Source organism: Fulvivirga sedimenti (genome assembly GCF_020328055.1).
In genome coordinates, this window is the sequence record NZ_JAIXNE010000002.1 from 1,189,205 (window position 1) to 1,209,103 (window position 19,899).

Genomic DNA, 19,899 nt, shown 5'->3' on the forward strand with positions numbered 1-19,899 from the left:
TCATGAAAGAGGCTTGTTTTTACCATTAATTCTTATGTTCTTCTGAAAATTTTCAAAACTCCCCAACCATCATATCTTGTCATGTACACTTCTAAACGACTGTTCACTTTACTTTTACTTACATTTTGCTTTTCCTGTGGTCAGCAGGATCAACAGTCCGACGTCGCGGAAGCACCCCCGGAAGGCGGGATTCCCCCGGAAATGGTGAAAATGGCGGCATTGGATCAGGAAAGGGGACTCCGCCTGAAAACAGAAAATGCAACGCCAGGCTATATATTATTTTCCTCCCTTACCAGTTCCGACGTATATCTTATCGATCTGGATGGCAAGGTAGTCCATGAATGGAAAACGAACTTTGGACTCGGTTCCCATTATCTGATGGAAGATGGCCGTTTATATGTGCACAGTCGGGATCCCGAAGCGGTTGTATTTTCCGGCGGGGGTATGGCAGGTCGTGTTCAGGAGTTTAGCTGGGATGGGGAGTTACTATGGGAATACAAACTGGCGAATCAGGACAATCTGATGCACCACGATTTTGCCGTAATGCCCAATGGAAATATCCTGCTCATTGTCTGGGAAAGCAAAACGCCGGAGGAAGCGATGGCGGCTGGCAGAATGCCACACCTGATCCCGAAAGCCGGTGTGTGGCCCGATAAAATAATCGAAGTCAAACCCACCAAACCAAGTGGAGGTGAAATCGTTTGGGAATGGTACGCATGGGACCATATGATTCAGGATGTAAACCCTGATCTCCCGAATTACGGAAAATTAAGCGATCACCCGGAGCGGATCAATATCAACAATGGTGATACTATCCGCCAGCCCGACCCGGAGGAATTTGAACGGGGCAAGGCGCAGGGTCAGTATGCTGCTAATGCGACCATTGATAACATGGGCTCGGATATGTTCCATACCAATGCGATCGACTACAATCCTGAACTCGATCAAATAGTACTTAGTATACCCGATTTTTCTGAAATCTGGATTATTGATCATTCTACAACTACGGAGGAAGCATCGGGCAGTACCGGCGGAAAATCTGGTAAAGGCGGCGACCTCTTGTACCGATGGGGAAATCCGCAGGAATATAACCGCGGGGATACCACGGATCAATACCTTGGATTCGAACATGATGTGCGTTGGATCCTTCCCGGCTATCCGGGTGAAGGTGACCTTACCATCTTTAATAATAACTTCAAGGATGCCGATGGTGAAACTCATTCACAGGTAACTCAAATTACGCCACCCATGGATGCCGATGGGAAATATATTATTCCTGAAAGCGGGCCAATCGGACCTGAAAAACCTACCTGGACCTATACAGCAAATAATGAGGGTGACTATCTTGCAATGTTTATTTCCAGTGCCCACCGTATGAAAAATGGTCATACGCTGATGAACTTCGGGCCGCAGGGCCGGCTGCAGGAAATTACGGAAGACGGTGAGGTTGTCTGGGACTACTGGTCACCCTATATCGGACAGTGGAAACTGCCCGACGGGACACCACCTCAGCCGGTAGGACCGTTCATGTATGCCATTTTCAGGGCTACACACATTCCGGTAGATCATCCGGCAGTCGCAGGTAAGGAACTTCAGCCTATTGATCCACAACCAGCCACGCAGAAGCCTCCGATGTAACGAATGCTGGAAATTCAAGCATAAAAATTCAAAGAACGCATACACCAAATCATTCATTAATCGGGTATATCAAGCCATTAGTTCTTATGCGACCCCCGCTAAAGCAGGGGTCGTTCTTTATTCTGCCAATGTGCTCACTTATTTGACCCCCGCCATCGCAGGGGTCATCCACAAACATCTCTCAAAAAGCAAAATAATAGAAACTCTGCAGACCATAGTTCCACCCCTGAGCGGGTGGTCGCATATGTGAGACAGATCGCATTTGTTAATCCGACCCCTGCGCAGCGGGTGGTCGCATAATATCACGGAGACAACGAAAATAACGACAACAACGACAATATTCTGCACCTGCATTCCCCTTATATTATGTAAACTCAGGGGGTCCAGTGAACCCCAAGTTGAATATTTCTTCCCATTACATTATAGCCATACACCTCGTAATAATCGGTATTCAATAAATTACGAATGTCAGCGAACATACGCATTTTCGCCTTTGGGAATGAATAGGAAACCATCAGGTCCAGTAATGAATACGCGTCAAGATTCACCTGCTCGACTGCGAAATCCCGGAGATTAAAATAAACATCCTTGCGCGACCCAAATAACTGCCAGGCGGCCCGCAATTCAAGACCCGCAACCGGTGAATAGGAAAGCGAAGTGCGCAAAGCATGTTCCGGCTGACGGAGAATTCCATTAAAAACACTATCCTCCTGACTCATTTGCATTTCACCATTGAGCCAGGTATATCCCGCCTTGAACTCCAGTTCAGGCGTGATTCGATATCCGGCCTCTACCTCTGCACCCGTTACATCCTGACGATCGCTGTTCTGATAATCCATGATATAGATGATGATGTTCTCAATACGCCTGTTGAAAACAGCAATACGTATATCAGACTTCTGATCAGCTCGCTGAAATCCTGCCTCCATGCTGCGGCTTTGTTCGGGCTTTAAATTGGGATTTGCTCCAAACTGCCCAAAAAGCTGATTTAATGTAGGTGCCTTAAAGCCTGTGGTATAATTGGCGAAAACCTTCCATACCGGAGTGATCAACCAGCTCGGATTGATACTGTAGGTAGTAAAATTTCCGAATTGAGAATGCCGGTTGAACCGAATACCCCCTTCCAGGGAAAAACCGTTTGCCTGATAGGTAGCCGTAGCGTAGGGAGCAAACAGGCTGGCATCTTCAAATTCTTCATTGGTAATTTCCTGGCGCTGAAATGAAACCCCCGGAAGAATCTGCCATCTGTCGGAAATTCTGTAATGATAGAATCCTTCGAGGTGATCAAAAATGGCAGCGTATTCAAACTTTCCGAAATCCGTATCAAAAACACGATCCGTTTCATTCCGGGCAACCTGAACCTGGAGATCACCCCGTTCACCCCGACTGGTGGCAGTAATACCGTAGCGCATGTTGCGCGCCTCATAAAGATTCACATCCGAGTCGGTAAAGGCGCCGGCATCATAATCACCCTTCATGTCGGTAAACTGAAAAAACCCTTCCAGGCGGGTCTTACTGGTCAACTCAACCCCTGCTTTCACATTTGCCGAATTCTGATTAAACGGATCCTTTTCAAATGCGTCTGTGCCCGTAGTATCCCGTGCTTCTGAAAATCCTTCACTCTGTCGCCGGCTGTATCCGGCTGAATACCTGAACTTGCCTTTGCTTCCCAACAGGCTTACATCCCCGAGGAATTGCCCATAGGTGCCATATGAAAGTAAAACTGAAGGTTCAATTGCCCTTTCCGGGGTTTTGGTAATGATATTGATCACTCCCGCCATAGCATCAGACCCGTACAAAGTCGATTGTGACCCCTTCAAAATTTCGATCCGTTCTATGTTGTTCAGCGACAGAAGCCGCAGATCAAATACGCCATTAACACCTGAGGGATCATAAACTGGTACACCATCAAGTAAAATGAGGGTGTATTGCGCAGAAGCACCCCTAAGATATATGCCCCGGTCTTTCCCGGGATTACTATTGGCACCGTTTACAAACAATCCGGTCTGCTCGTGTAGTAGCTGACCCAGATCCCGCGCACCGGCATTTTCTATCTGATCCTTTGTGATCACATTTATTACTTTACCGGTTTGCGAAGAGGCTTTAGGAAATTTACTTGCGGTAATAACCACTTCACGAAGCTCATCCGTGCGTAATGTGTCATGCTGACCGTAAATGATGTTTGGCGTCAGCCACCAAAAGGCAATACAGGTTATTGCCCAAACCTTTAACTCCTTTTTCATTGCAATAATGGTTAAATGAAACAAAAGGAGTAAAAGAGGGGAATGGGAACAGTCGATTCCATTCACACGCTTTTACCCGAAGCATTGAATAAACATCGTCAGGGCAGGTCTCCTGGCTCTCCCGACTGATACCGCCTTCTCATCCGAAACGGACAATGGCAATGTGGATATCAGCCATCCATGGGATTACAGTAGCGGGAACTGCTCCGGATTCTCACCGGTATTCCCTTTTAAGTCCACCATTGTGGACACCATGACGGTGCAAGTATACGTAAAATATTTCCTCCCGTGTATTTCAGAGTTTTTTAAATATTTTTTAGACTTATCTAATTTATTTTTTAGTTTTGTTATTATATTATTTTACGTCAAATCGAAATGCGGTTTATTTTCTTATTCTTTCTTCTCATAACCACGCTGTCCGGATTCTCCCAGCAAATCTTACGGGGCAGTGTAGAGGGAAAAGAAGGTCCCGTACCGGGAGCAACAATCCGACAGTTGCCGGATGGGGGAATGACCGTCACAGATAGCCTGGGAAAGTTCCGGTTGGAAATTGCCGATCAGAATATCATTCGTATAGAAATTCGCTCCCTTGGGTATAAGTCAGTCCTCAAGGAAATTCTCCCGGCATCAGATGAAAAAATAAAAATATTGCTTGAGGAAAGTTCTCTGGGGCTTGATGAGGTGGTCATTACCGGTACACTCCAGCCCGTATTCGTATCCCAGTCGGCGATTAAAACCGAAGTACTCACCACCAAACATTTTAATACGTTTATGCCTTCTGCTTCCAACAACCTGGTAGACGCCATGTCGATGGTGAATGGCGTCCAGGAGGTAGTTTCCTGCGGGGTATGTTTTACGAATAGTTTGAGTATTAACGGACTTCCGGGTCAGTATACCTCGATTCTCATCGACGGAACCCCCATGTACGGCAACCTGGCGTCTGTCTATGGCCTGAATGGTATCCCGGGTATCATGGTAGATCGGGTGGAAGTGGTTAAAGGCCCGGGTTCAACGCTGTATGGTTCAGAGGCCCTGGCGGGAGTGATCAATATCATTACAAGAGATCCTGCTAAGCAGCCAATACTCACGGCAGACGTTATGGGCACTACCCATGGGGAAATGTTCTTTAATACGGCCGTGTCTGGTAAACTGAAAAAAATTTCAACCTATTCCGGACTCAGCTACAGTGGGATGCACCAGTATATTGATGAAAACAGGGACGGGTTCGGGGATATTATTAACATGGACCGCATCGCGATTTTCAGCAAATGGGAGGCACAGTTGCCGAAAGATCAGAAATTAAGCGTGTCGGCAAAGTTCATGACAGAAGACCGAAGGAATGGCGTTCAATCCTTTCTGGAGAACCATAATTCATTACGAGGCAACGATACAATTTATGGCGAGAGTATCCAGACAGAACGGTTCGAATTATTCGGAAGCTTTACCGGCAACCATGGATATAAAATCGATTACTCCTTCAGTATTCATGACCAGAACAGTTTCTACGGCAGTGACCTGTATGAGGCAAAGCAACAGATTGGTTTCATCAATGCCTACAGAAGACTGGAATCCGGTCGGCATGCTATCCTGGCCGGTGTAACTTCTCGCTATCAGTATTATGACGACAATACGGTAGCGACACCCGGGGGTGCCGACAAACAATTCATTCCGGGAATATTTATCCAGGATGAACTTGCTCTTTCACCTTCCCTTACCTTCCTGGGTGGCCTGCGCACAGATTATTATGAAAAACACGGACTAATCTTTTCGCCAAGGTTTAATGCGAAATGGAAAGCAGGTGACTGGACTACTTTGCGGGTCAATTCAGGCACAGGATTCAGACTTGTAAACTTATTCACCGAAGACCATGCCTTTGTAACCGGGCAGCGGAGCATTGAAATCAGGGAAGAGCTGAAACCCGAACGTTCCGCCAATATTTCACTCAACCTGAATCATATCCTCACGATGGGCAGCAGTCAGGCCAGCGTGGATTTTGATGTGTTTTACACGCACTTTACCAATAAGATAATTCCTGATTATTCAGATCCCGGGAAAATTATTTATGACAATACCGCTGGTCATGCCCAAACCGGTGGGGTGAGTTTCAGCTGGACACAGGAATTCATATTTCCCCTTCAGGTGATGGCAGCAGGCACCTTGCTGCGGTCGACAGAGACCGGCGAAGAGGGCATCAAGGAAAATCTGCCATTCGCCCCTGAATGGTCGGCCCTGCTGAATATCAGTTATACCATTCCTCGTTCCAACTGGATCTTTGCCTGGTCGGCCACCTTTACCGGTTCTATGTTGCTTCCTGAGGTTTTTGATCTCGATGAACAGGGTCAGCCAATGGCTGATCCAAGACCCAGAACCTCCTCTCCTTTTCAGATTCATAATATTCAGATCACCAAATCCTGGAAGAACCTCAGACTATATGGGGGTGTGAGTAATATTTTTAATTTCACTCAACCGGTTTCACCCTTATCGGGACTGAATGATCCTTATTCCAATCCGGGTTTCAGCAATTTTTTTGATACCGCCTATTCGTATGCCCCTATTCACGGCAGGGAATTTTTTGTAGGAATTAACTGGAGTCTCTTCAAATAATTTTTCTACCTTATGTGGCTAAAAAATCGTTGCCCATGGCTACACTCAAGGAGACAATAAAAGAATTGATTCGCGATATCAAGCGGGATGAACTTTACTTTTACAATGATAATCGCTGTTTCAAATTTATTGAAGCCAATCCGGAAAATACAGATCTGTTAGTTATCAATGAGAAGATCAGTGCCATGAACAACGGCATTATCGACCTGCACTATGTGCCCTCGATGGCTAAGCACATCCAATCATTGCATATAGATCCATATCTTCAAAACAGTGAACTTGAAATCGTTCCGCGCATTTCGGCATTACTCCCGGATAAGCCTTACGAATTCAGAAAACTGGCTTCAACGTACTGCAATTTTCATTTTCCGGATGTTTATCCGGTACAATCGGATATTGCAGAAAAAATAATGGGGCTTTACACCCAGCATATTCAAAACAACGGGCATCCAACATCAGTACTGAGCTATTCGGATTTTAAGATCGTAACAGATCATTTTTCCTCAACCTATGACCTGCAAGCTTTCGACTATTATGAACTGGAGAAATTTCTGTGGCTGAAGTCAAGGATGATCATCGAATTTCTGGAAAATCCAGACCGTGATTCGCAATTCGATCCGCCGGCCAAATAATAATCCCTTAGTATCAATTCGTCATTTTGTAAATTCCCAAAAAACATCTTATGAAGGCATTTTCATTAATTGCATTATTAATTCTACCATTTCTCACGTTCGGCCAGGTGACAGACGCACCGGAGCGGACGGAGGGAGAAGGTCCGTGGCCACAGCTAATCATTCGGGGCGTAATGATGATTAAAGGAGACGGCGCTCCACCCACCGGGCCAGTGGATATTGTCGTTCGCAATAATCGCATTGAACAAATTCGAATTGTTGGGTATCCCGGGGTTGCGATCGACCCCGATCGCCGGCCCAAGCTGGAAAAGGGAGGCAAGGAACTGGATGCAACAGGTATGTATCTCATGCCGGGCTTCATCGATATGCACGGCCATATCGGAGGGTCAGCACAGGGAACACCTGCAGAATATGTTTTCAAACTTTGGATGGCGCACGGCATCACCACGATCCGGGATCCATCAGCGGGAAACGGACTCGACTGGGTTCTTGACCATAAACAAAAGAGTCAGAAAAATACAATTACTGCGCCGCGAATACTGGCTTATACATCGTTCGGACAGGGAAGTACCTCTCCAATCAGTACACCGGAAATGGCGCGCGAATGGGTGCAGAATAATGCAAAAAACGGTGCCGACGGGATTAAATTCTTTGGTGCTGCCCCGGATATCATGGAAGCGGCATTGATGGAAAACAAAAAACTGGGATTGCGTTCTGCATGTCACCACGCGCAGATGGATGTCGCGCGATGGAACGTACTGAATTCCGCCCGCGCGGGACTTACCTCCATGGAACATTGGTATGGCTTGCCGGAGGCATTGTTTACCGACCGGACGGTACAGAACTATCCGCTGGATTATAATTACAATAACGAGCAGCATCGTTTCGGCGAGGCAGGGCGTCTTTGGCAACAGGCCGCAGCGCCATATACCGAAAAATGGAATGCCGTAATGAATGAATTACTGGAACTGGATTTCACGCTGGATCCTACTTTTAACATTTATGAGGCGAGCCGGGATCTGATGCGTGCTCGCCGTGCAGAATGGCATGAAGACTACACCCTGCCCAGTTTATGGCGTTTCTATCAGCCAAGTAAAATATCACATGGGTCCTACTGGCATTTCTGGGGCACCGAGGAAGAAGTAGCCTGGAAAGAAAATTATCGACTCTGGATGACCTTCATCAATGAATATAAAAACCGGGGTGGCAGGGTAACGGCCGGATCTGACAGCGGTTTTATTTTTCAACTATATGGATTTGCCTATATCCGCGAACTGGAATTACTGCGCGAAGCTGGATTTCATCCTTTGGAAGTCATTCGCTCCGCTACGCTGAATGGCGCCGAAGCGCTTGGTCTTGACAAGGATCTGGGCACAGTGGAAGTTGGCAAACTGGCAGATTTTGTCATTGTCGAAGAAAATCCACTTCAAAACCTGAAGGTATTGTATGGAACTGGTGCCATAAAGCTAACAGATGAAAACGACGTAGTTCGTGTGGGTGGTGTAAAATACACGATCAAGGATGGTATTATCTATGACGCCAAAAAGCTGCTTCAGGATGTAAAAGAGCTTGTGGATGCATCGAAGGAAGAAGAAGGTTTTGAGATTAAACAGCCTGGCTTCTGAACTCAGTATAATACCGCACGGTTCAGGTAATCCCTGAACGGCATCATTACCTTATACAATTCCACAACTTTATCCTGAAAATCGGGATGGCAAACCTCTTGCCGGGTAACTGTATGCATCACCGCGAAACTTTTGTAACGCAAAAGTTTGATGTGCGGATGATCCTGCGTAAACCCTTTTGGAGAAGTCTTTAACAGATCCTGTTCAAGCACAAAATTTGCCTTAAAGCGTTTCTCATCCAGTATGGATTGGAGCACATCTCCGTCGTAATCAATGGCCTCCCGAATTTTTGACAGGATGGATGAAGGAGGATGGTAGTAGCCTCCGGCAACAAAGGACTCCTCCGGTCCGATATGGATATAAAAGTCACTTTTCTCCTTAACCCGATCCATGGTTGCCCCAATGTGTTCCTTATAAGTGGGCCGGTCGGGATGGAACATCAGGTTATTATTGATGCGATGGATGGCGCGTTTCCCCTCCGTATGATCATAGGACGGATCAATTTCCGCCAGCCGCGCATCCAGGTCATCCAGCCATAGAATATATGCATCGCGAACCTGATTGTATTCAGCACGATGCTCATCCATCCAGGTCTTATTATTATTCACCCGGAGTTTTTCCAGGAATATATACAGATCTTTCATCATGATCTGAACGCCCCCGATTGTAAAAAGTTTCTAGTCAAAAAAGAACGTTGCGAATTCCTCAACATCTGAATTACCGCCGATAAACACCCGGAATTCACCCTTTTCTGCCTTTTTCTCAAGGTTCGCATGAAAAAATGCCAGCATCTGAGGCGTTATATCAAACGTTACCTCCTTACTTTCACCAGGAGCCAGGGTAACTTTCTTAAACCCTTTTAATTCTTTGATTGGCCGTACAATGCTCGCCTTCAGATCGCGAATATATAACTGTGCGATCTCAGTACCGTCACGGTCACCCTTGTTGGTGAGCATCACACTTACAGTTATATGGTTTCCACTCCGTACTGTATCATCACTTACTGAAATTCCAGAGTACTCGAATTGTGTGTAGCTGAGTCCGTATCCAAACGGATACAGCGGGGAATTCTCCACATCCCTGTATTTTGACAGATAAATACGCTCTGTAGGTGGTTCAGAGTAATCGCCCAAATAAGGTCTTCCCGTATGGGGGTGATTGTAATAAATCGGCACTTGTCCGACATTTCTTGGAAAAGTGATCGGTAATTTGCCCGAAGGATTATAGTCACCAAACAGGACATCAGCTGCAGCATGTCCGGATTCTGATCCCAGCGTCCATACACAAAGGATTGAAGGTATATTCTCATCGAGCCATGAAAGATCGAGGGGTCTTCCTGTCATCACCATCACAACAATTGGTTTACCGGTCTTTGTAACCTCTTCAAGCAGGGCAAGCTGATTGTCCGGGATTTTTATATTCGTCCGTGATGCCGCTTCACCATTCATCACCGCACTCTCACCCAATACCATTACAACAACATCCGAACGACGGGCGGCACTCATTGCTGAAGAATATCCGGCTTTTGAATCGTCATACATTCCGCAGCCTTCGGCATAGATTACGTTATTTTCTCCTGCCACTTCCTTGATCCCGTCGAGGAAGGTCACTGAATGTTCTTGCTCTCCAAAGAACGACCAGGTACCATTCATATCGGCATGGCTATCGGCCAACGGGCCAATGACCGCAATCTTTTTACCGGTTTTTGGCAGCGGAAGCAGATTATTTTCATTTTTCAGGAGTACAATGGATTTTCTGCCTGCATCACGTGCAGCCGCCAGATGCTCAGGGGTACGAATCTCATTTTTCTCCCGTTCAATTTGCGAATACTTGTACGGATCTTCAAAGAGCCCGAGATCCCATTTCAGTTCCAGTACCCGGCGAACTGCCTGATCTACCAGCTTTCCATCCAAACGTCCCTCACGCACAAGTGCCGGAATGAACAACTTATAGTAATCACTCATCATATCCATGTCGACACCCGCTTCAATTGCCTGCACAGTGGCCTGTTCAGGATTTACCGCATAGCCGTGATCAACCAATTCCCCGATAGAGTTCCAGTCGGAAACAATCATTCCATCAAAACCCCACTCACTTCGAAGAATCTGGCGCAATAATTTCTTATTTCCCGTGGCAGGAATGCCGTTCACATCATTGAATGCAGTCATAATGGTTGCGGCTCCCGCTTCAATCCCGGCCTTGTAGGGAGGCAGGTATATCTCACGCATTTTTCGTTCCGACATATCAACGGTATTGTATTCCTTCCCCCCATCGGGCGCACCGTAAGCAGCAAAGTGCTTGATACACGCAGCCATCGTTCTGGCATCGTCGAGTGATGTCCCCTGCAAACCGCGCACACGGGCTTTGGTTACCTGGGCTCCCAGGTATGGATCTTCGCCGGCCCCTTCCGCAACCCTGCCCCAGCGGGCATCGCGTGTAATGTCAACCATCGGGGCAAAATTGAAATTAATGCCTACTGCGGTTGACTCAATGGCAGAAATACGTTCTGCGGTTTCAATTGCTTCCATGTCCCAGCTCGCTGCAGAGGCAAGAGGAATAGGGAACACCGTTTGGAAACCATGAATCACATCGGCACCGAAAACGAGCGGAATGCCCAGTCGTGATTCCTCAACAGCGATGCGCTGTAGTCTTGCGGTATACGCGGCACCGTGAATATTAAAAAGACCTGTAATGCTTCCATTTCGAACCAGGCTGTCAAATCTCTCGGATTCCACAGTACGGCGGGTCGGCCCCGTATTGAACATATCCCCTACATAGAGGTTTAACTGACCTGCTTTTTCCTCAAGGGTCATAACTGTGATCAGGGAATCTATCTTTTGGGTTCTGGCACTTTTTTCAGTGTCTGACTGAGCCGAATCTCCTGTACATCCAACAATGCCAATCAGCAATGTGAACACCAGGCTGCCTGTGAGTAATGTGCGTTTTACGGGTATCATGTTGTTTCTGATGATGAAGGCAGCAATATAGTGAAATCACCCCTTAATTGGGAATGATAATCATCAACATAAAAAAGCCGGCACATATGCGCCGGCTTCCTAACTAAACCAAATTGAAGAATAGCCTAATAAATCCAGTCGAAAGACCCGTTGAAGCCTATGACTGAATTTGACGAATTCGGATCATCCTCATTTCGCAATGCGAAAATGAATTCTCCCGCTATCCGGCGAGTATCAGTATTGAGCCGCGTGATCTTTAACTCAAAATAGGTATCACCGCCAGGCCGTGTTGAAAATACAGTATTGCCACTGCCTATCTGCGTGCCAAATACCATTTCGGCATAGTTTTGCGGACTGTCTTTGCTGCTGTAAGTCCTGCCTTCTTCCAAATCATCGACAAGGTACAGCCGAAATGCGCGTGCATTCTGCTCGGCTGGCTGCGGGTCCCGTGTGATATAAATATCTATGTTACCCGGGGGTGCTCCATAGACATTAATGTTGTTCGCATTGTTGAGGGTAATGGTTGGATCGGGGGATACATTATTAAATTCCAGTGCTCCGGAAGTAATGGTTGAAGATGGATTCCACAGCTGGCTTTGAAGGTCATTGAGATTTACTCCAGCCTGCTCTGTTTGCCATTCAAAGGCGAACAGCGTCAGGTTGAGTGTATCGTCTTCGTTACATGCTTCAATTGTGAATAGCGTGATCAATGCCATGGCTGGCAGGATAAGATAAATCTTTTTCATGGTGTTCGGGTTTAATTATGAACAATGGCTGGGTGATTTGGCGGATATTCGAGCAAAAATTCGCCCAATCGATATAGTGATCAGTCGTCCCTGTTATCCTTAATCACATATCCCACGGAAAGCTTAAGAACACCATTTTTCACCTTGTAATACTTGTCATTTCCATCTCCACCGTCGTAATCATATCCTTTGGCGATGTCGATAAGTCCTATATCATAGCCCAGTTGGAGATTTATGCCATTGGCCAGTTCATAGGCCACTCCAATCGGAAGTGCCAGATCGAACCCACGATAGAAATCCTTTACATCCTCATCTTCCTCCAGTCCGAGGGCATCAAGAACTTCCTGCGTGGCATCATTCTTAACCTTGGCGCTCAGCAGGAAAGAGAATTGCGGTCCGGCAAATACGGAGATCGATCCATTGATGTGAAAGTGGACTAACACGGGTATGTCGATATAGCCCAGCTTCTTTTTATAGGTAATATCTGCCATCATGATCTCATTCGTCTGAAAGTCATAGATTTCAGTTTGTCCCTCATACTTCGGTCCCTTGGCAGAATAGAATATACCGGGCTGAATGCTGAGATTATCAAGGAGATAATAATCCAGATAGAGACCCAGGTGAAATTTGATCTGGGCTGTAGGGTCTACATTGGCCTCACCCCACTCTTTTACTTCACTTCCTGTGAAGTTGGCAAGGCTGGGTCCCAGGCGCGCTCCGATACGGAATTGCGAAAATGCCAGTATTGGTGCCAACACGATTGTAAGTAGTATAATCCTTTTCATGGTTTTCTTGTTTTGGTTATCAAAAGAATTGTCGATAGATGGGACTCAAGTTAGAAATGCCATATCCGGCTTTCAACCACATATAAATGTGGGCAGGTAAAAAAAATTGGGGAAATTGTAATTTCAGAAACCCATTCGATACTAATCAGAAAAAACTACCCTTATGAAACGAAGAATAATATTCAGCATATTGCTGGCATTTGCCGGAAGCGTCCTTCACGCACAGGAAACATCACTTTTATGGAAAATCACAGGCAAGGACATCAAGGATTCCTACCTTTTCGGCACCATACACCTGCTTTGTCAGGATGATTTCTACCTTCCGGAAACGGTAAAGCAATCCCTGGCCACATCAGAACAGCTGGTCCTTGAGCTCGATTTCGACGACCCGAACATGTATGCAGATATCCAGAAGTATATTATGCTTGAAGACGATCAGTCATTAGCCGATATGCTTACAGAGGAGGAAATGATTGCCTTTAAATCTTTCTTTACCGAACGGATGGGTATGCCGGCAGACAACCTGGTAAAGATCAAACCATTCATGCTGATGAGCATGATCATGCCCGTGGTGCTCGAATGCCCCCCGGCTTCCTATGAGCAGACACTTGTTGGCCTCGCAAAAGAGAACGAACAGGAAGTAATCGGATTGGAAACGGTAGAAGAGCAAATGGACGCCATTGATTCATTTTCACAGGATGAGATGGCAGATATGCTGATGGAATACATCGTTGATATCGATGATATGAAAGCGGATTTCGGACAAATGGTAGCTGCTTACAAAAAACAGGACCCCGAATTATTGCTCGAATTCATGAATGAACAAGTCGCTGAATCGGGCATGGAGGACTTCAATGAGATCATGCTGGTCAATCGCAACAAGCGTTGGATCGATCGTATCCCGGCGATTGCTTCAGAGAAAAGCACATTCTTTGCCGTAGGTGCCGGCCACCTTGGAGGTGAGGAAGGCGTGATCAAATTATTGCGGAAAGCAGGTTATACTGTCACCCCAATCACCGAATAAACATTGGAAGAAGCACAGTTTCTTTTAATGATTCAGCAACACTCCGGGATTATCCGCAAGATCCTGTATCTGTACGCGGATAATCCTGAAGATCAGGCAGACCTGCACCAGGAAATCCTGTATCAGGCCTGGAAATCAATCGACAGGTTTAAGGGGAATTCGAAATTCTCGACCTGGCTGTACCGTCTGTCGCTGAATACTGTGCTGACTCACAAACGCAAGAACAGTCGTTTAAAAAAAGAACCCATGAATGAATCTCATGAACAATCTGTCCTTTATCCTGAACCAAGTGACAAATCAGATCTCCTTTGGAACGCCATAAAGAAGTTGGGAGATATCGATAAAACACTGATCAGTTTGCATCTCGAGGATTACTCCAACGATGAAATAACAGAAATCCTGGGTATCAGCAAGAATCACGTCGCTGTAAAACTGCACCGGATCAGGCAACAACTTGAAAAACAACTCTCAAATGTCTGATCTGAAATTACTTTGGGAAACGGCCAAGGAGCGACACGGAACTGAAGATATCATCAGCCGGGAAATCGTTCACGAAGCAATCAAACGGAAATCCGGAGGCGTTATGGATAAATTACGCAAATCGGTATTATACAAAATGTGGTTCTCTGTTTTCTCATTTGCGCTGCTGATTCCATTCATCATACTTTCAGACGATTTTGCCGTAATCATTTTGCTGACTGTGGTAGAACTGGCCATGCTTGCCGGTGTATTTTTCTTCTATAAGGAACATAAAGAACTGAAAAAAGATATCGATATCACTGCCAACCCCAGGGATGTTATGACACGATTCTCGGCAAGAATCCGCCGGGTTATACATTATGAAGAGATGATAGGCCTTACAATGTATCCGCTCTCGGCCTCGGCGGGTTTCATAATAGGTGTGAATGCAGATCCTGATATTGATCCCTTCTTTAATGAATGGCATGAGTGGGTGATCTTTTTTGTTGTTATTGCCATCTTAACCCCGCTTTGCCACTGGCTTACCAAATGGATGAACAGGATCACATTCAAGAAGTTGCTCAACCGGCTGGAAGAGAATATTCAACAATTAGATACCTCAACCTAACATGTTATGATTTGATGTGTTAATTTCGGTGAACAGTTCCATTTTTACTTAAAAGTATTATGACAAAGGGCATACTAACATTTTGCATATTCATCGCGTTCATTACCGGTTGCGGAAACCCGGATAAACAGGAAAACCAGGAAGAAATTAATAATTCAGAAGAAATAACATCGGAAATTGATGTTCCCCTCTCACCTTCCCTCACAATGGTTTGGGAAACGGATACTGTACTCACTACCGTTGAATCTGTTCTGTTCGATCCGGGCAGCGAAATCCTTTATGCCAGCAACATCTCCGGGAATCCTACTGAAAAAGACGGAATCGGGTTTATAACCAAATTGTCGAAATCAGGTGATATAATCGAATTGGAATGGGTAAAAGGCCTTAATGCACCCAAAGGAATGGCAATTACGGGCAATAGACTATACGTTACCGATATCGATGCGCTTGTAGAAATAGAACTTGCCAGCGGGAAAATTGTAAATACCTATGCTGTGGAAGGTGCTGAATTCCTGAATGATGTAACCACCCATAATGGTATCATATATTTCTCAGACATGAGTACCGGGAAAGTACACTCGCTTGAAAATGGGATGGTTGACACTGTTCTTGAAGGGCTCGAAAGCATCAACGGACTAGCGATCGATACAAATGGTGTTTTGATCGGCCTTGATGCCGAAGGATTGAGAAGATATGCTCAGGAAGCTCCCGTTATGATCAACGATGGTGTTACAGGTGGCGATGGCTTGATTGTACTGGATGCCAACACGTATATAGCGAGCCGATGGCAGGGTGAAATCTACCTCATTAAAGACGGTCACGAATATTTATTGCTGGATACCAAAGCCCAGCAGGCTAACACGGCTGATATCGGATTCATTCCGGATCAGAATGTTATTCTGGTCCCAACGTTTTTCAAAAACAAGGTTGTTGCTTATCGGCTCAATTATTAAGGGGTCTGCAGGATTATTTCCGTGGTTAATGGCAATCAGTGGGTAGTATTTTCTTTGCTGCCAAAATGGCGAATGGCAACCAATATGACCCCTGCCAGGACGGCTAAGAGCAGCAATTCATTCAATCCGATGAGATTCCACCAATGCATGTAACAATATAGAGAGATATTTACCCCTTTACATCACCCAAATTGGGTGATTTTCCATACAGGTAAATTAGTTGCAGCGCAAGGAATAGCCAGCATAGTAGCGCTCATCATTTGCATAGATTTTTTCCTCTTCGATGCGCAGGACAATCTCCAGAGGCAATAGTTTTTTGTCGTTGAATTCCAGCCTGAGAATCGTTTGCGGACCTTTTCCCCGGACAGACCAGGTACCTCCATTTTTGCCTTTGTAGTCACTGCCATTCTGCTTGAACCACCCCGATTGTTTTACCTGCGATCGGAAAGTTCCGTTTACACACAAGTCGATCGTATTCTGTTTCTTGGAAAACTCCATCAGTTCAAAGGCTACGAGCGTTTTGTTCGCCAGAAATCGCTGCCAGTCAAAATCCGAATATATATTGGCTTCTCCCGGCTCCGAGAACTGACCCGATCGCATCAGCGAAAGCATCTCATCCCGGATCCCTTCAAAAAACTGGGAAGGCGTAATCATGAAAAGGGAAACGCACGGACCGAATCCCCCGCATTTTCCAATGATAAATCCACGGTAGGATTTATTAATATTCTCACCTTCCGCTGTCACTTCCGAAAAGATCATATCACCCTCCTTTTGAACATCAGCAGCTTTGATCCTGATGCCATCGGTAAGATTACCACCCTGTTCCCATGCTGCCTCGAGGGTTTCAAGGTTACTGTTCTCCCGGGCCAGAAGCACAACTTCACCGCTCGTGCCGTCGTTCTTCGCCAACGCGAATACTTCAGTACCCTGCGGCAGGAAACCCGACCATTCCTGAGGTATGGTGGCCGTAAATCCATATTTGGGTGAATTGATGGTTTCACCCGATTTATAAAGTACACCGGGTTTAATGCGATCGGTATTTTGTGCCGACACGGTAGCAATGCACAAAGTAAAAATTATAAGGACAGGGGTAATCTTCATACTTCAATAATTAGATATGGAAATTACGAAATTCAGAGAACATACCATCACCAAATCCGAATTCGTGCATCCGGCACCAGGTACAGGGAGTCCTGTTCGGTCACGTCGAATGCCTCATAAAAAGCATCCAGATTTCTAACCGCCCCGTTTACACGAAGGTAATAAAGGGAATGCTCGAATTTTGAGATGAATTCCCTGGATTTTACATCATTTCGGTATTCACGTTGCGAATTCGCAAATGCCATGAAAAATCGCTGAGCCCCGGTATATCCGTCTCTTCTATCATTGAAAGATGGCAATTCAGAAAACGCTTTATAGGCAGCGCTAAGACCCATAATGTCGGAGAAATTTTCATTGATGGTTTGCCGGCCGTTCAACGTATCTCCGGCCGTCGTCAGATAGCTCCCATATTGTGAAATTAGTTTCTGCTCCAGTTCATTAAAGAACTTAACATCCTGTATTTTTTCGGAATTGAAATCCACCAGATGCGCCATCTCATGACCAATGTAAAATCCCAGTCCGCCGTAATTATAGGCTTCATCAAAGGACTGGCTGTAGAGCGGGTACTGATTGAAAGCAATTGGAAGATAGACTGTATTCATGCTCTTGATGCTCGTCGGACTATCATCTAGGGTATTAATCCGCCATTTTCCCGGTGGAATTTTCCCCGCGCCCAGATATCCGATATCCTTCGAAATCTGAAATTCCCGGGCCCTTCGGTAATTACCTACCGGATCGCTCTTTTTTATAACAAGTGACGAATAGTCTTCGTAAAATGAAGGATACGAAACCTCAATTCGTGTAGTATCGAATAAAACGGATAATCGATCTCTTGTTGGATCGTCGAGCCAATCTGCCTGCCTTAAATTACTTATCATCGCACGGCGTATATTTTCGGCCATAACTTTGATTCCCGCCTCCTTTTTGGAATCATAGTGATATTGCTTGTGGAGCCTGATCAATGCATCATTGCAGTATTTCATTAAAATCTCAAATGCATATTGATCCGAGACCCGAAACAGTCTATCGTTCTCCTTAATGATTGTATAGGTGTAAAAAATTTTCCATGACGATAGAGGATATTCGGCGATCAGGCTATCCATCTGAAAGGACAGCGGATTGGCAGGCAGCTCAATGTATTCATGGTCGGTCAAACCGAGTTCTCCGAGCAACGCACCGATATGAGGAATTTGGTGATAAAAGGCACTGTCTGCACGTTTATAAGGCTTACCGTATTGCTGTTCAATCTTATTAATCTTATGATAGATCGAAGCAACTTCTCCCGATTCCTTTTCTGTCCAACTGCTGCCCAATAATTTCTGAACCTCTTCGGTTATCTCATTTAGAAAGATATTGTAATTCGGACCGGAACGAGATACAGGATCAAACTGAACACTTCCAGGCTTGAGTTGTAAAACATATGACTGATCATACCTTGCGTAGAATTCTCCTGAAATGGGTCCGCCATAACCCCGCCTGAACATAGCTGCCATCATGGGGATTACATCCTTTTCCAATTGAAAGCTGTCCAATAAGGCCAGCTCTGCTGTCAATGATGCCCCTTCATCGTTATCATTAATCGGATCGGCCAGGCTGTGATAAAAATCGTAGATTTTAGAATACATCTCAGTTTCGTGATTCTCCTTCAACAGCTCCAGCAATTCCTTCTGAAGTCGGTGCCGCATTTCAAGGTTAACAGTTTCTACCTCCTTAGAGGAATCAACTTGCCAGTTGCCATTTACAAAGTGATAGAAATCATTACCCGGAAGTATGGTAGTATTTACATACAATGCGGGTTTATTTTCAGATGTGGAGCAGGCAGCAAGCAAAAGGGCGAGGAAGAAAGTTGTAAAAGCCCTCATAGACGTAATATTGAAAAATTAAGAATTCAATATATAATCATTTACACAAAAAATAATACTTTTCCCCCAAAACCTTAATCCATATCTATACCAAACTCCCGCTGAAGTTTATCGCCACAGCAGGGGCATACAGCGGTATCCCAAACAAACATTTCTTCTTCACAGGACCAGCACTTAAATACATCCTCAGCATAGAGTGAATAATCGTGCCATTCAATATTTTTATCAACCGCCCGGATCATACTCTCCATTTTGTGATGCTCTGTCTTTTGTAGTTGGGAAATTTCAGGATTCATGACAATCTCCTCCAGGTTATCGGAGATATACTTTGCCTCAGGGGGGATCTGCGTCCAGTTAAGCCTGCGGGCTTCGACTACCTGGCATGACGGACAAATCACTGAAATGACCTGGTCCCGTGATGCATGCTTATGACCAAGAGGGCCAGTATATGAAAACGAACATTGCCTGCAATTGAAATGATATGCCTTTGCCATACTTTAAGAACGTCAGGTGCAAGCCTGAAAGGTATACTATTTTAAAGATTCTCGATGAAGCAGGCATATTACTCGACAAACTGATAATTTACAATCCCCAAAAAGGGGTAAATCGTCACGCGGGCCATAAAAAAAGCCCGGCCATATG

Annotated in this window: 16 protein-coding genes and 1 riboswitch; of the genes, 8 read left to right on the plus strand and 8 right to left on the minus strand. The window is 45.4% G+C overall.

Translation table 11 applies throughout. From position 1 onward, the window contains the following. Positions 1-81 precede the first annotated feature (81 nt). The gene (locus tag LDX50_RS11570; RefSeq protein ID WP_225698607.1) at positions 82-1,638 is read left to right on the plus strand and encodes an aryl-sulfate sulfotransferase; all 1,557 of its coding nucleotides are present in this window, start codon (positions 82-84) and stop codon (positions 1,636-1,638) included. Positions 1,639-2,012: 374 nt separating this feature from the next. Here the strand turns inward: LDX50_RS11570 and LDX50_RS11575 are convergent, their stop codons facing one another. Then, positions 2,013-3,881 (minus strand): TonB-dependent receptor plug domain-containing protein, encoded by a 1,869-nt coding sequence (locus LDX50_RS11575; RefSeq protein WP_225698608.1) that lies wholly within the window; start codon positions 3,879-3,881, stop codon positions 2,013-2,015. Between the two features lie 85 nt (positions 3,882-3,966). Beyond that, a riboswitch (cobalamin riboswitch) is annotated at positions 3,967-4,152 on the minus strand. A gap of 104 nt (positions 4,153-4,256) precedes the next feature. On the opposite strand from LDX50_RS11575, the gene LDX50_RS11580 reads away from it, so the two are divergent. From LDX50_RS11580 to LDX50_RS11590, 3 genes are read left to right on the plus strand one after another with little or no spacing between them, the layout of a single operon-like run. Continuing rightward, the gene (locus LDX50_RS11580) at positions 4,257-6,485 is read left to right on the plus strand and encodes a TonB-dependent receptor (protein WP_225698609.1); all 2,229 of its coding nucleotides are present in this window, start codon (positions 4,257-4,259) and stop codon (positions 6,483-6,485) included. A 35-nt stretch (positions 6,486-6,520) separates the two neighbouring features. Beyond that, on the plus strand, positions 6,521-7,117 hold the full coding sequence (locus LDX50_RS11585; RefSeq protein ID WP_225698610.1) for a hypothetical protein: 597 nt from the start codon (positions 6,521-6,523) through the stop codon (positions 7,115-7,117). A 50-nt stretch (positions 7,118-7,167) separates the two neighbouring features. Continuing rightward, positions 7,168-8,742 (plus strand): amidohydrolase family protein, encoded by a 1,575-nt coding sequence (locus tag LDX50_RS11590; RefSeq protein ID WP_225698611.1) that lies wholly within the window; start codon positions 7,168-7,170, stop codon positions 8,740-8,742. 2 nt (positions 8,743-8,744) lie between these two features. Here the strand turns inward: LDX50_RS11590 and LDX50_RS11595 are convergent, their stop codons facing one another. The 4 genes from LDX50_RS11595 to LDX50_RS11610 form a co-directional block, all read right to left on the minus strand. Further along, entirely contained in the window at positions 8,745-9,389 is a 645-nt protein-coding gene (locus tag LDX50_RS11595; RefSeq protein WP_225698612.1) for a DUF2461 domain-containing protein, read from the minus strand. A 30-nt stretch (positions 9,390-9,419) separates the two neighbouring features. Further along, the gene (gene bglX, locus LDX50_RS11600; protein WP_225698613.1) at positions 9,420-11,699 is read right to left on the minus strand and encodes a beta-glucosidase BglX; all 2,280 of its coding nucleotides are present in this window, start codon (positions 11,697-11,699) and stop codon (positions 9,420-9,422) included. Between the two features lie 125 nt (positions 11,700-11,824). Continuing rightward, entirely contained in the window at positions 11,825-12,445 is a 621-nt protein-coding gene (locus tag LDX50_RS11605; RefSeq protein WP_225698614.1) for a hypothetical protein, read from the minus strand. Between the two features lie 80 nt (positions 12,446-12,525). Further along, positions 12,526-13,230, minus strand: coding sequence for a porin family protein (locus LDX50_RS11610; protein WP_225698615.1), 705 nt, complete (start codon positions 13,228-13,230; stop codon positions 12,526-12,528). Between the two features lie 163 nt (positions 13,231-13,393). On the opposite strand from LDX50_RS11610, the gene LDX50_RS11615 reads away from it, so the two are divergent. The 4 genes from LDX50_RS11615 to LDX50_RS11630 are packed head-to-tail and all read left to right on the plus strand — an operon-like array spanning position 13,394 to position 16,294. Then, a complete protein-coding gene (locus tag LDX50_RS11615) occupies positions 13,394-14,254 on the plus strand; it encodes a TraB/GumN family protein (RefSeq protein ID WP_225698616.1) in 861 nt (286 codons plus the stop codon). Positions 14,255-14,281: 27 nt separating this feature from the next. Further along, positions 14,282-14,734: an RNA polymerase sigma factor gene (locus LDX50_RS11620; protein WP_225698617.1), complete on the plus strand. Its 453-nt coding sequence runs from the start codon at positions 14,282-14,284 to the stop codon at positions 14,732-14,734. Further along, entirely contained in the window at positions 14,727-15,341 is a 615-nt protein-coding gene (locus LDX50_RS11625) for a hypothetical protein (RefSeq protein ID WP_225698618.1), read from the plus strand. The genes LDX50_RS11620 and LDX50_RS11625 overlap by 8 nt, the downstream gene beginning before the upstream one ends. A gap of 59 nt (positions 15,342-15,400) precedes the next feature. Further along, on the plus strand, positions 15,401-16,294 hold the full coding sequence (locus tag LDX50_RS11630; RefSeq protein ID WP_225698619.1) for an SMP-30/gluconolactonase/LRE family protein: 894 nt from the start codon (positions 15,401-15,403) through the stop codon (positions 16,292-16,294). 216 nt (positions 16,295-16,510) lie between these two features. Here the strand turns inward: LDX50_RS11630 and LDX50_RS11635 are convergent, their stop codons facing one another. The 3 genes from LDX50_RS11635 to LDX50_RS11645 form a co-directional block, all read right to left on the minus strand. Next, positions 16,511-17,395, minus strand: a complete 885-nt coding sequence (locus tag LDX50_RS11635) for a hypothetical protein (RefSeq protein WP_225698620.1) — start codon at positions 17,393-17,395, stop codon at positions 16,511-16,513. A gap of 47 nt (positions 17,396-17,442) precedes the next feature. Then, positions 17,443-19,257, minus strand: a complete 1,815-nt coding sequence (locus LDX50_RS11640) for a M13-type metalloendopeptidase (RefSeq protein ID WP_225698621.1) — start codon at positions 19,255-19,257, stop codon at positions 17,443-17,445. A 74-nt stretch (positions 19,258-19,331) separates the two neighbouring features. Continuing rightward, positions 19,332-19,751 carry a hypothetical protein gene (locus LDX50_RS11645; protein ID WP_225698622.1) on the minus strand — a complete coding sequence of 140 codons (420 nt, stop codon included), beginning with the start codon at positions 19,749-19,751 and terminating at the stop codon, positions 19,332-19,334. Between the last annotated feature and the right edge of the window lie 148 nt (positions 19,752-19,899).

Excerpts from the sequence above, each read along its gene's own strand:
- LDX50_RS11570 (WP_225698607.1), top strand. The coding sequence starts at position 82 with ATGTACACTTCTAAACGACTGTTCACTTTACTTTTACTTACATTTTGC.
- LDX50_RS11575 (WP_225698608.1), bottom strand. The coding sequence starts at position 3,881 with ATGAAAAAGGAGTTAAAGGTTTGGGCAATAACCTGTATTGCCTTTTGG.
- LDX50_RS11580 (WP_225698609.1), top strand. The coding sequence starts at position 4,257 with ATGCGGTTTATTTTCTTATTCTTTCTTCTCATAACCACGCTGTCCGGA.
- LDX50_RS11585 (WP_225698610.1), top strand. The coding sequence starts at position 6,521 with ATGGCTACACTCAAGGAGACAATAAAAGAATTGATTCGCGATATCAAG.
- LDX50_RS11590 (WP_225698611.1), top strand. The coding sequence starts at position 7,168 with ATGAAGGCATTTTCATTAATTGCATTATTAATTCTACCATTTCTCACG.
- LDX50_RS11595 (WP_225698612.1), bottom strand. The coding sequence starts at position 9,389 with ATGATGAAAGATCTGTATATATTCCTGGAAAAACTCCGGGTGAATAAT.
- bglX (WP_225698613.1), bottom strand. The coding sequence starts at position 11,699 with ATGATACCCGTAAAACGCACATTACTCACAGGCAGCCTGGTGTTCACA.
- LDX50_RS11605 (WP_225698614.1), bottom strand. The coding sequence starts at position 12,445 with ATGAAAAAGATTTATCTTATCCTGCCAGCCATGGCATTGATCACGCTA.
- LDX50_RS11610 (WP_225698615.1), bottom strand. The coding sequence starts at position 13,230 with ATGAAAAGGATTATACTACTTACAATCGTGTTGGCACCAATACTGGCA.
- LDX50_RS11615 (WP_225698616.1), top strand. The coding sequence starts at position 13,394 with ATGAAACGAAGAATAATATTCAGCATATTGCTGGCATTTGCCGGAAGC.
- LDX50_RS11620 (WP_225698617.1), top strand. The coding sequence starts at position 14,282 with ATGATTCAGCAACACTCCGGGATTATCCGCAAGATCCTGTATCTGTAC.
- LDX50_RS11625 (WP_225698618.1), top strand. The coding sequence starts at position 14,727 with ATGTCTGATCTGAAATTACTTTGGGAAACGGCCAAGGAGCGACACGGA.
- LDX50_RS11630 (WP_225698619.1), top strand. The coding sequence starts at position 15,401 with ATGACAAAGGGCATACTAACATTTTGCATATTCATCGCGTTCATTACC.
- LDX50_RS11635 (WP_225698620.1), bottom strand. The coding sequence starts at position 17,395 with ATGAAGATTACCCCTGTCCTTATAATTTTTACTTTGTGCATTGCTACC.
- LDX50_RS11640 (WP_225698621.1), bottom strand. The coding sequence starts at position 19,257 with ATGAGGGCTTTTACAACTTTCTTCCTCGCCCTTTTGCTTGCTGCCTGC.
- LDX50_RS11645 (WP_225698622.1), bottom strand. The coding sequence starts at position 19,751 with ATGGCAAAGGCATATCATTTCAATTGCAGGCAATGTTCGTTTTCATAT.